9 protein-coding genes are annotated in these 11,085 nt (G+C 59.2%); 3 read left to right on the forward strand and 6 right to left on the reverse strand.

What is annotated here, in order from left to right; translation table 11 throughout:
• Positions 1 to 37: 37 nt before the first annotated feature.
• Positions 38 to 493, reverse strand: coding sequence for a tRNA (cytidine(34)-2'-O)-methyltransferase (locus L9Z73_RS05770; protein WP_247397321.1), 456 nt, complete (start codon positions 491 to 493; stop codon positions 38 to 40).
• Here L9Z73_RS05770 and L9Z73_RS05775 point away from each other — a divergent pair.
• Positions 492 to 932 carry a hypothetical protein gene (locus L9Z73_RS05775; protein WP_247397322.1) on the forward strand — a complete coding sequence of 147 codons (441 nt, stop codon included), beginning with the start codon at positions 492 to 494 and terminating at the stop codon, positions 930 to 932. The genes L9Z73_RS05770 and L9Z73_RS05775 overlap by 2 nt on opposite strands.
• Positions 933 to 1,556: 624 nt before the next feature.
• On the opposite strand, the gene ntrC is transcribed toward L9Z73_RS05775, so the two are convergent.
• The 4 genes from ntrC to glnA all read right to left on the reverse strand — a co-directional run bounded on the left by ntrC (position 1,557) and on the right by glnA (position 6,603).
• Complete coding sequence (gene ntrC, locus L9Z73_RS05780; RefSeq protein ID WP_247397323.1) at positions 1,557 to 2,993, reverse strand: nitrogen regulation protein NR(I); 1,437 nt, start codon at positions 2,991 to 2,993, stop codon at positions 1,557 to 1,559.
• Positions 2,990 to 4,075, reverse strand: coding sequence for a nitrogen regulation protein NR(II) (glnL, locus tag L9Z73_RS05785; protein WP_247397324.1), 1,086 nt, complete (start codon positions 4,073 to 4,075; stop codon positions 2,990 to 2,992). Before glnL ends, ntrC begins: the two co-directional genes overlap by 4 nt.
• Before the next feature lie 377 nt (positions 4,076 to 4,452).
• Positions 4,453 to 4,989: a chorismate mutase gene (locus L9Z73_RS05790; protein WP_247397325.1), complete on the reverse strand. Its 537-nt coding sequence runs from the start codon at positions 4,987 to 4,989 to the stop codon at positions 4,453 to 4,455.
• A gap of 207 nt (positions 4,990 to 5,196) precedes the next feature.
• Entirely contained in the window at positions 5,197 to 6,603 is a 1,407-nt protein-coding gene (gene glnA, locus L9Z73_RS05795; RefSeq protein WP_247397326.1) for a type I glutamate--ammonia ligase, read from the reverse strand.
• Positions 6,604 to 6,936: 333 nt separating this feature from the next.
• Here glnA and thiI point away from each other — a divergent pair, with 333 nt between their 5' ends.
• Both thiI and typA read left to right on the forward strand, forming a co-directional pair.
• Positions 6,937 to 8,391 (forward strand): tRNA uracil 4-sulfurtransferase ThiI, encoded by a 1,455-nt coding sequence (thiI, locus tag L9Z73_RS05800; protein WP_247397327.1) that lies wholly within the window; start codon positions 6,937 to 6,939, stop codon positions 8,389 to 8,391.
• A gap of 139 nt (positions 8,392 to 8,530) precedes the next feature.
• Positions 8,531 to 10,351 carry a translational GTPase TypA gene (typA, locus tag L9Z73_RS05805; RefSeq protein ID WP_247397328.1) on the forward strand — a complete coding sequence of 607 codons (1,821 nt, stop codon included), beginning with the start codon at positions 8,531 to 8,533 and terminating at the stop codon, positions 10,349 to 10,351.
• A 194-nt stretch (positions 10,352 to 10,545) separates the two neighbouring features.
• Here the strand turns inward: typA and L9Z73_RS05810 are convergent, their stop codons facing one another.
• Positions 10,546 to 10,980 (reverse strand): YkgJ family cysteine cluster protein, encoded by a 435-nt coding sequence (locus tag L9Z73_RS05810; protein ID WP_017849920.1) that lies wholly within the window; start codon positions 10,978 to 10,980, stop codon positions 10,546 to 10,548.
• Positions 10,981 to 11,085 lie beyond the last annotated feature (105 nt).

Here is an 11,085-nt window from a genome sequence, read left to right on the forward strand (position 1 = left end):
ATCGGGGGCAAGCCCCCTCCCACATTTGTTTTGTGCGTTACTTGAAGCCGAGTTGGCGCCAGCCTTCGTAGACGGCTATGGCGACGGTGTTGGACAGGTTCAGGCTGCGGCAACCTTCGCGCATCGGCAAACGCAGGCGATGGCCGTCGGGCAGAGCGTCGAGCACCTCGGCGGGCAGGCCACGGCTTTCCGGACCGAACAGGAAGGCGTCGCCGTCGGCGAAGCTGGCATCATGGAACGGCCGCGAGCCCTTGGTGGTGAACGCGAACAACCGAGGGTGGCCCAGGCTTTCCAGGCAACTGGCGAGGTCGGCGTGGCGCTTGAGGGTGGCGTACTCGTGGTAGTCCAGCCCGGCGCGGCGCAGGCGCTTGTCGTCCATGTCGAAGCCCAGGGGCTCGATCAAATGCAGGTGGCAGCCACTGTTGGCGCACAGCCTGATAACGTTGCCGGTATTCGGCGGAATTTCTGGTTGAAAAAGGATGACGTGAAACATGCACGGCTCCGAAGGCAAAGATGCGCTGCATTCTACCCTCGAAGAGGACCCCAGGCCGAAGCTATTGCCGAGGGTTTTGGGCTCTTTGGCGATTGTCGGCCTGATGGTCGGCCTGATGATCGGGCGCCTGACCACCCCGGACCCGGTCGAGTTGCTCCAGGTAACGCCTGTAGCCGACGGTTTGGTGGTGTGGTTCAACAGCGAACCCAAGCTGCACGGTGAGCACGTCGACGGCACCGTGGCGCTGTTGTTCGATGCGCAGGGCCAGGCCGCCAGCGGGCAGCTCAAGGTCAATGACAAGGATGTGAACTGGCGCGTGCGCAAGACCGATGGCGGTCTGTTGCTCAGCCTGGTGGCGGCGCGGCCGTTGCGTGGGGAATGGTCGGGAGAGAAGGCTGAAGGCCGCTGGCGGCTGGAGATCCATCTCCAAGAGCAATAAAAGAGGGAATCCCCGGCCTGCCTGTACCAAGGTTCCCGAAACGGGCTGGGGCTATGGGCGCTCTGCCGCATAAGCCCCGGGTGTAAAGAAGGGAGTTCCCGGCCTGCCTGTACCAGGGCTCCCAAAACGGGGTGAAGCCATTGGGCTTCGGTGTTAAAGAGGGAATCCCCGGCCTGCCTGTACCGAGGTTCCCCAAAGCGGTGTGGAGCGCGACGCGGTTCGCATCAAGCACCCCGGGTGTAAAGAGGGGATTCTCGGCCTGCCTGTACCAAGGTCCCCGAAACTGGGTTGTATCGGGGTTGTTGCAGGGGGCGTGCCACAGTGGCCAAGGTGCCCAAAAAAAACTCTCCAGACAGCGCAAAGCCCCGGGATACGGGGCTTTGGTGTTTTTGGTTTTCAGAGTTTATTCAACGTGGCTGAGGTTTCAGGCGTTGGCTCCGTGCCCGATGCCGGTTCATGCTGCATTGAAGCGGTGCATGGTCGCCAAACCTTGTGGAGATCCAAATGTGGGAGGGGGCTTGCCCCCGATAGCGGTGGGTCAGCCATGTAGATGTCGACTGACACTCTGCCATCGGGGGCAAGCCCCCTCCCACATTGGATCTTCGGTGGATCAGGGAATGATGATTAGCCCTCATCACCTTCGTCATCATCCCCACCATCAACTTTCATCCCCAGTTCCTTGATCTTGCGCGTCAGGGTGTTGCGGCCCCAACCCAGCAGCACGGCCGCATCGCGGCGGCGACCGGCGGTATGCTTGAGGGCGGTTTCGATCATGATCCGCTCGAAGGCCGGCACGGCGCTGTCCAGCAGGTTCGACTGGCCACGTGCGAGGGCCTGGTCGGCCCATTGGCGTAGCGCCTGTTCCCAGTTGGTCACGGGCGCCGAATCCTGCGGCAGGCTGAGCAGTTCCGGTGGCAGGTCGCCGATATGCACTTCGCGCCCGGACGCCATCACCGTGATCCAACGGCAGGTGTTCTCCAGTTGGCGCACGTTGCCGGGCCATGGCAAGTTTTTCAGGTATTCCTCGGTCTCGCTTTTCAGCAGCTTCGGCTCGACGGCCAGCTCCTGCGCGGCGCGGCTGAGGAAGTGGCGCGCGAGGGTCGGGATGTCTTCGCGACGGTCCGACATGCGCGGGATATGGATGCGGATCACGTTGAGGCGGTGGAACAAGTCCTCACGGAACTTGCCCGCATGCACCAGGGTTTCCAGGTTCTGGTGAGTCGCGGCGATGATGCGCACGTCGACCTTGACCGGCGTATGCCCGCCCACACGGTAGAACTCGCCGTCCGCCAGTACGCGCAGCAAGCGGGTCTGGGTATCGGCCGGCATGTCGCCGATTTCATCGAGGAACAGTGTGCCGCCGTCCGCCTGTTCAAAGCGCCCGCGTCGCAGGTTGGCCGCGCCGGTGAACGCGCCTTTCTCGTGGCCGAACAGCTCGGATTCCATCAAGTCCTTGGGAATTGCCGCCATGTTCAGCGCGATAAACGGCGACGCCGCCCGTGGGCTGTGGCGGTGTAGGGCGTGGGCCACCAGTTCTTTACCGGTGCCCGACTCGCCATTGATCAGCACGGTGATGTTGGAGTGGCTCAAGCGCCCGATGGCGCGAAACACTTCCTGCATCGCCGGCGCTTCACCGATGATTTCCGGGGTGCGGGTCAGGGCGGGCGGGGCTTCCTGGTTCTGCTGTTCCTGGGCGTGCTGGTTGGCGCGCTTGACCAGCGCCACCGCTTCATCCACGTCGAACGGCTTGGGCAGGTATTCAAAGGCACCGCCCTGATAGGACGCCACAGCGCTGTCCAGGTCCGAGTGCGCGGTCATGATGATCACCGGCAGGCGCGGGTGCTGCTCGCGAATCCGTGCCAGCAGGTCCAGGCCGCTGGCACCGGGCATGCGGATGTCGGAGATGATCACGTCGGGCTGCTGGCGCGCCAGGCGGCTCATCACCCCGTCAGCGCTGTCGAAGCTCTGGGTGGTCATGCCTTCCTGTTGCAGGGCTTTCTCGAGGACCCAGCGGATAGAACGGTCGTCATCGACGATCCAGACAGTTTCACTACGGCTCATGTCGATGGGGCTCCTTGTTCCAGAGGCAGAAAGATCGAGAACGTGGTGTGGCCAGGATGGCTCTCACATTCGATCAGACCCTGGTGCTGGCTGATGATGTTCTGGGTAATGGCCAGGCCCAGCCCGGTACCGTCCGGGCGGCCGCTGACCATGGGAAAGAAAATGGTTTCCTGCAGTTCCGCAGGAATGCCCGGGCCGTTGTCGGTAATTTCGACCTTGGTTACCAGGCGATGGCGCACGTGGCCGATGGTGAACTGGCGCAAGGCGCGGGTGCGCAGGCTGATGCGGCCCAGGCGCAGCTCGTTCTGGCTGCTGATGGCCTGCATGGCGTTGCGCACGATATTGAGTACCGCCTGGATCATCTGCTCGCGGTCGATCAACACGTCGGGAATGCTTGGGTCATAGTCGCGCACCAAGGTGATGCAACCCTGGCTTTCGGCCTCGACCAGATGACAGACACGCTCCAGCACCTCGTGCACGTTGGTCATCGCCAGCGCCGGCAGCTTGTTGGAGCCGAGCATGCGGTCCACCAGGTTGCGCAGGCGGTCGGCCTCTTCGATGATGACGTTGGTGTAGTCCTTGAGGTGCTCGTCCGGCAGCTCGCGCGCCAGCAACTGCGCCGCGCCGCGAATCCCGCCCAACGGGTTCTTGATCTCGTGGGCCAGGCCGCGCACCAGCATCTTGCTGGTCTCCTGCTTGGACAGCTGCGCTTCTTCCTTGGTGATGCGCAGCAGGCGGTCACGCGGGTGGACTTCGAGCAGCAGCAGGGTGCTGCCGTTGCTCAGGATCGGGGTCACGGCGTAGTCGACGGTCAGGGTCTGGCCGGTCAGGGCGGTGAGCATCGCTTCGCGCTTGGTGAACGGGTGTGCCTGCTCCACCGCCTGGCGCAACGAGCTCAAGGCTTCGGCCGACTCGGTGAACAATTCGCTGATGAACTGCCCATGGCTGCGCTGGCCGCTGATGGCCAGGAGCATCTCTGCCGCCGGGTTCATGTACTCAAGGCGCAGGTCGTCATTGAGCAGGATGGTCGCGGTGGTCAGGTTGTCGAGTAACAAACGGTGCAGTGCATCGCTGATGGTCATCAGGACCTCTTTTGGAGCAAGGCGCGGGCTTGAGGCACACGCTGATACAAGGAAAATGCAAAAACCAAACCAAGGCTCCGAAAAGAAGCGTTTAAGCCCTGAAATAGGGGTTTAAGGCGCGAAACTGTGGCGTTCTGCCAGCTTCGTCGGGTAGTTTCGAACCAAAATGGGCTGGGTCGATGGGAAGGGTGCAATGTGTTGCACCAATGTAGTGCGGTTTTGTGACGTTTGTTCAGAAATATGCCGCGTGAACGTCCGATTGCACGCAATACCAATGTGGGAGGGGGCTTGCTCCCGATGGCGATGGCCGAGTTACCCATGAGGTAGCTGACACACGGCTATCGGGCCCAGGCCCCTTTCCGCTTGGGTACGCTGCCTTAATCTGGGTGGCGGCACAGTTCGGCGGTAGCGCGAATCATCGCCAGCTGGCGCAGCGGCTCATTGCGCCGCTCATGCACCGCCTCGGCCAACCATTGCGGGCACTGCGGGTCACTGCGCTGGGGGGTGAAGTCGGCCAACTGCTGTAGTAGGCGCTTTTGCAGTTGGTCCAGTTGCGGGCGAATCTGCTTGACCAGATCCGGGCGTGGATCGTCGGGTGCCTTACCCTGGAACTGCCAGTCGGACAGGTGGGCGTACTGCACCAATTTGTTCGCTTCGATCTGCGCCGAGAAAAATTGCCCGGCAGCGGCAGGGTCGAGCTTGTAGCTCGGTGCCAGGGCGACGACGCTGGCGATTACCTCTTGCTCGCGTTTCTTGTCTTCCACGGGCTTGTGGCTGTCCCACTTGCTCAGGGCGACCTGGTCGGCGATTGCCAGGCGTTCGGCGACGCTGTTGAGTAAAGGTTCGAGGCTGGGCGGCGCAGCGCTCGCACTGGCACTGACGAATAACAGAGCGAACACAAGTCGACGTTTCAATGCTGATCTCCTTGTGGGAGGGGGCTTGCCCCCGATAGCAGAGTGTCAGTCAGCACCTGTATCAACTGATCCACTGCTATCGGGAGCAAGCTTGCTCCCACCTTTTTGATTGGGTTTGCAGGTGCGGAGCTGTGTAATCCGCGGGCAAAAAAAGACCTCCCGAAGGAGGTCTTTTTCGATCACGTCACGTTAAGCGACGCTACCGGATCAGCAGCTGTAGTACAGCTCGTATTCCAGTGGGTGTACGAAGGTGCGAACCTTGATTTCTTCTGCGTTTTTCAGCTCGATGTAGGCATCGATGAAGTCGTCGCTGAACACGCCGCCTTTGGTCAGGAACGCACGGCCCTTGTCCAGCTCTTCCAGGGCTTCTTTCAGGCTGCCGCACACTTGTGGGATCTCTTTGGCCTCTTCAGGCGGCAGGTCATACAAGTTTTTGTCGGCGGCGTCGCCAGGGTGGATTTTGTTCTGGATACCGTCCAGGCCAGCCATTACAAGCGCAGCGAAGGCCAGGTATGGGTTGGCTGCCGGGTCCGGGAAGCGAGCTTCGATACGGCGAGCGCGAGGGCTGGACACGTAAGGAATACGGATCGAGGCGGAACGGTTACGTGCCGAGTAGGCCAGCATTACCGGAGCTTCGAAGCCTGGGACCAGACGCTTGTAGGAGTTGGTCGACGGGTTGGTGAAGCCGTTCAAGGCCTTACCGTGCTTGATGATACCGCCGATGAAGTACAGGGCAGTGTCGGACAGGCCGGCATAACCTTCACCAGCGAAGGTGTTCTTGCCATCTTTGGCGATGGACAGGTGAACGTGCATACCCGAACCGTTATCGCCGTACAGTGGCTTAGGCATGAAGGTAGCGGTACGGCCGTAGGCAACGGCAGTGTTGTGTACGCAGTACTTCAGGGTCTGAACTTCGTCAGCCTTGGCCACCAGGGTGTTGAACTTCACACCGATTTCGTTCTGGCCGGCAGTGGCCACTTCGTGGTGGTGTACTTCGATGACCAGGCCCATGTCTTCCATGGCGTTGCACATGGAGGTACGGATTTCGTGGTCGTGGTCGAATGGTGGAACCGGGAAATAACCGCCTTTGATGCCTGGACGGTGGCCATGGTTGCCGCCTTCAACGTCCTGGTCGGACATCCACGAACCTTGTTCGGAGTAGATCTTGAACATGGAACCGGAGATGTCGGACTTGAACTTCACTTGGTCGAAGATGAAGAATTCTGGTTCCGGGCCTACGAATACGGTGTCGCCGATACCGGTCGATTTCAGGTATTCCTCGGCACGCTTGGCGATCGCACGTGGGTCGCGGTCATAGCCTTGCATGGTCGACGGCTCGATCACGTCGCAGACGATGATCAGGGTTGGCTCTTCGGTGAACGGGTCCAGCACGGCAGTGCTGTCGTCCGGCATCAGGATCATGTCGGAGGCTTCGATGCCTTTCCAGCCGGCAATGGAGGAGCCGTCGAACATTTTGCCTTCTTCGAAGAACGCATCATCCAGCGCGTCGCGAGCCGGCATGGTCACGTGGTGCTGAGTGCCTTTTGTGTCCGTGAAGCGCAGATCAATCCATTTAACGTCATGATCTTTGATGAGTTGAACCGACTTCGACATGGTGTCCTCCGGGGTGGCTTCGGGCTGGGTAGTGGAGTTAGCCCTTAGAATGTGGGTGATGCCGGCGCGGATAGTCCGCCATGGCAACCTGCCTCACAAGAGAGCAAATTGCATGCCAGTGCGCCAACATGGCTTTTTTGCGTCAAAATGGCCCCTATAAAGGTGCAAACCGCTGAAACGGAATAAATAACGCACTGCAATGTGGCGTCTCTTTGTGCGAATGACCTGTTTTGGTGCGCCGCGTCGGTGATGCATATTAACTGGTTAAACCTTGAGCGATTTCCGCTATAATCCGCGCCCCCTTTTTCGGCAGGCCCGGCACGCGCTGTTTCCATGAAATTAATCGTTAAAGTCTTCCCCGAGATCACCATCAAAAGCCGACCGGTACGGATGCGTTTCATCCGTCAGTTGGCCAAGAACATCCGTACCGTGCTCCGCGATCTGGACCCGGCGGTGGTGGTGAACGGTGTGTGGGACAATCTCGAGCTGGAAACCCGTGTCACCGACGCCAAGGCCTTGAAGGATATGACCGAACGCCTGAGCTGCATGCCGGGTATCGCGCATTTCCTGCAGGTGGACGAGTACCCGCTGAGCGACTTCGACGACATTACCGAAAAGTGCAAACAACACTTCGGCAGTGAGCTGGAAGGCAAGATTTTTTCGGTGCGTTGCAAGCGTGCCGGCAAGCATCCGTTCAGCTCCATGGATGTGGAAAAATACGTCGGCAGCAAGCTGCGTCGCGAGTGCGGCGCCGCCGGAATTTCCCTCAAAGCGCCGCAAATTGAAGTGCGCATGGAAATTCGCGACCAACGGTTGTTTGTGATCCACAGCCAGCACAATAGCATCGGCGGCTACCCGCTGGGCGCCCTGGAACAGACCCTGGTATTGATGTCCGGCGGTTTCGATTCCACGGTGGCGGCCTACCAGATCATGCGCCGCGGCCTGATGAGCCACTTCTGCTTCTTTAACCTGGGCGGGCGTGCACACGAATTGGGCGTGATGGAAGTCGCGCACTATATCTGGAAGAAGTACGGCAGTTCCCAACGCGTGCTGTTTGTCAGCGTGCCGTTCGAGGAAGTGCTGGGCGAAATTCTCGGTAAAGTCGATAACAGTCATATGGGCGTAGTATTGAAGCGTATGATGTTGCGCGCGGCGTCCCGAATTGCCGATCAACTGCAGATCGACGCGCTGGTGACAGGCGAAGCGATTTCCCAGGTGTCCAGCCAAACGCTGCCGAACCTGTCGCTGATCGACTGCGTTACCGAGAAGCTGGTGCTGCGCCCGCTGATCGCCAGCCACAAGCAGGACATCATTGACCTGGCAGAACACATCGGCACTGCCGACTTTGCCAAGCACATGCCTGAATATTGCGGGGTCATTTCGGTGAACCCCAAGACCCACGCCAAGCGCAACCGCGTGGAGTATGAAGAACAACAGTTTGATATGGCGATTCTGGAGCGTGCGCTCGAGAACGCCAAGCTGGTCCCGATCGATCGTGTAATCGACGAGTTGGGCCAGGATGTGCAGATCGAAGAAGTCAGCGAAGCCCTGGCGGGCCAGATCGTCATCGACATCCGTCACCCGGATGCCGCTGAAGACGAGCCGCTGGGCATCGCTGGCATCGACGTACAAACGCTGCCGTTTTATGCATTGAACGCGCGTTTCAAGGAACTGGATAACAGCCGTCAGTACCTGCTGTATTGCGACAAAGGCGTGATGAGTCGCCTGCATGCCCACCATTTGCTCAGTGAGGGGCATGCCAATGTGCGCGTTTATCGACCGAGCTAAGAGCCCGGGGCTGTATGCCTGTGGCCTGCGTCACCGGCCCCCCGACTCTGCCGTCAAGCTGTAACGGCAAGGCCTGACTCTACTGTTAATCGCTGCCACGACCTGTCAGCACACCGAATCCTCTGATCGAGATACACAAGTGATCGAAAATCTACGTAACATCGCCATCATTGCTCACGTTGACCATGGTAAAACCACCCTGGTAGACAAACTCTTGCGTCAATCCGGCACCCTGGAGCGCAACGAGCTCAACGACGAGCGCGTGATGGACTCCAACGACCAGGAGAAAGAGCGCGGTATTACCATCCTGGCTAAAAACACCGCTATCAACTGGAACGGCTACCACATCAACATCGTGGACACCCCGGGCCACGCCGACTTCGGCGGCGAAGTAGAACGCGTAATGTCGATGGTTGACTCCGTTCTGCTGCTGGTTGACGCTCAAGACGGCCCTATGCCGCAAACCCGTTTCGTGACCAAGAAGGCTTTCGAAGCCGGCCTGCGTCCGATCGTGTGCATCAACAAGGTTGACCGTCCAGGCGCGCGTCCGGACTGGGTTCTGGACCAGATCTTCGATCTGTTCGACAACCTGGGTGCTACCGAAGAACAACTGGACTTCCAGGTGATCTACGCTTCGGCCCTGAACGGTATTGCCGGTCTGGAACACACCGCCATGGCGGAAGACATGACCCCGCTGTACCAGGCGATCGTTGACCACGTTCCACCACCGAAGGTTGACCGTGACGGTCCGTTCCAGATGCAAATCTCGGCACTGGACTACAACAGCTTCCTGGGTGTTATCGGCGTTGGCCGTATCGCTCGTGGTAGCGTCAAGCCGAACACCCCGGTTGTCGCTATCGGCGCCGACGGCAAGAAACGCAACGGTCGTATCCTGAAGCTGATGGGTCACCACGGCCTGCACCGTATCGACGTTGAAGAAGCGTTTGCCGGCGACATCGTGTGCGTCAGCGGTATGGACTCGCTGTTCATCTCCGACACCCTGTGCCAGCCCGACACTGTCGAGGCGATGAAGCCTCTGACCGTTGACGAGCCAACCGTTTCCATGACGTTCCAGGTAAACGACTCGCCTTTCTGCGGTAAAGAAGGCAAGTTCGTGACTTCCCGTAACATCAAGGAACGTCTGGACAAAGAGCTGCTGTACAACGTGGCACTGCGCGTTGAAGAAGGCGACTCGGCTGACAAGTTCAAGGTTTCCGGCCGTGGCGAGCTGCACCTCTCGGTACTGATCGAAACCATGCGTCGCGAAGGCTTCGAAATGGGCGTTGGTCGTCCTGAAGTGATCATCCGTACTGTTGACGGCGTGAAGCAGGAACCGTTCGAAAACGTCACCATCGACACCCCTGAAGAATCCCAGGGCAAGGTCATGGAAGAGATGGGCCTGCGTAAGGGCGACCTGACCAACATGGTGCCGGATGGCAAAGGCCGTGTGCGTCTGGAATACAACATCCCTGCGCGTGGTCTGATCGGTTTCCGTAACCAGTTCCTGACCCTGACCAACGGTGCTGGCATCCTGACCTCGATCTTCGATCGCTACGACACCATGAAGTCCGGCGACATGTCCGGCCGTCAGAACGGTGTTCTGGTTTCGGTTGAAACCGGCAAGGCGCTGACCTACTCCCTGGAAACCCTCCAGGCGCGTGGCAAGCTGTTCGTTGAACACGGTCAAGAGATCTACAACGGTCAGATCGTTGGTCTGAACAGCCGTGACAACGACATGGGCGTCAACCCAACCAAAGGCAAGAAGCTCGACAACATGCGTGCTTCGGGTAAAGACGAAACCATCGCTCTGGTTCCACCGGTGAGGTTCTCCCTGGAACAGGCCCTGGAATTCATCCAGGACGACGAGCTGTGCGAAGTCACGCCTAAGTCGATCCGCCTGCGTAAGAAGATCCTGGACGAAGGCGAGCGTACCCGCGCTGCCAAGAAAGCCAAGAACTGAGTTAACTCAGGCTGAATGAAAAACGCCCCCGGTCGAAAGGCCGGGGGCGTTTTTTTATGTCTGGGATTTTTGTGGTGACTATGCGGGCCTCATCGGGGGCAAGCCCCCTCCCACAGTTTGATTTGTGAACGCCTTCAAAATGTGGGAGGGGGCTTGCCCCCGATAGGGCCCTTGAGAACCCTGCAAAACGTGAATCAGAACTTATCGAGCGTCTTGAAATTGGTCTCGCGCACCACTTCCTTCGGCTTGTACGCGCAATACCCTGGCCTTGGGCCGATTTTCGGGTGGTTGCGGCAGGTATCCGGGCGCTTGTCATAAATAGTGCAAAAGCGCGTCTTACGATCCAGGTACAGGCAGTCGTTGTTGCTCATGCGCTGCAGGGTGAAGATCTCGGATTTGCTGTTGTAGCGCTCGACGATGCCTTCCTTCTGCAAGCGCTTGGCGATGTTCTTCGGCGGGTCGCCACGCTCGAATTCATCGACGATGCCAATGCGGATCAAGTCTTTGATCTTCACTTCGACCGGCAGCGTGCAGCAACTGGACACGCAGCCCCCGCACATGTGGGCGGAATATTTCTGCCAGGTCTCGAGACGGTCGAGTTCCGCGGCGGCGATCAGTTGAGGCTTCATCAGGGTTCCAAGGTGGGGCGGTATCCGGGCGCGCGATCATACCGGGATTGATGGTTTTTTGAACAATATTTTCGGGTTTTCAGCTGGAAGGCCGATCGAGTGGTG

The organism is Pseudomonas emilianonis (assembly GCF_023072625.1).
GTDB classification, from domain to species: domain Bacteria; phylum Pseudomonadota; class Gammaproteobacteria; order Pseudomonadales; family Pseudomonadaceae; genus Aquipseudomonas; species Aquipseudomonas paraveronii.

Excerpts from the sequence above, each read along its gene's own strand:
- glnL (WP_247397324.1), bottom strand. The coding sequence starts at position 4,075 with ATGACCATCAGCGATGCACTGCACCGTTTGTTACTCGACAACCTGACC.
- ntrC (WP_247397323.1), bottom strand. The coding sequence starts at position 2,993 with ATGAGCCGTAGTGAAACTGTCTGGATCGTCGATGACGACCGTTCTATC.
- L9Z73_RS05770 (WP_247397321.1), bottom strand. The coding sequence starts at position 493 with ATGTTTCACGTCATCCTTTTTCAACCAGAAATTCCGCCGAATACCGGC.
- L9Z73_RS05810 (WP_017849920.1), bottom strand. The coding sequence starts at position 10,980 with ATGAAGCCTCAACTGATCGCCGCCGCGGAACTCGACCGTCTCGAGACC.
- thiI (WP_247397327.1), top strand. The coding sequence starts at position 6,937 with ATGAAATTAATCGTTAAAGTCTTCCCCGAGATCACCATCAAAAGCCGA.
- L9Z73_RS05775 (WP_247397322.1), top strand. The coding sequence starts at position 492 with ATGCACGGCTCCGAAGGCAAAGATGCGCTGCATTCTACCCTCGAAGAG.
- glnA (WP_247397326.1), bottom strand. The coding sequence starts at position 6,603 with ATGTCGAAGTCGGTTCAACTCATCAAAGATCATGACGTTAAATGGATT.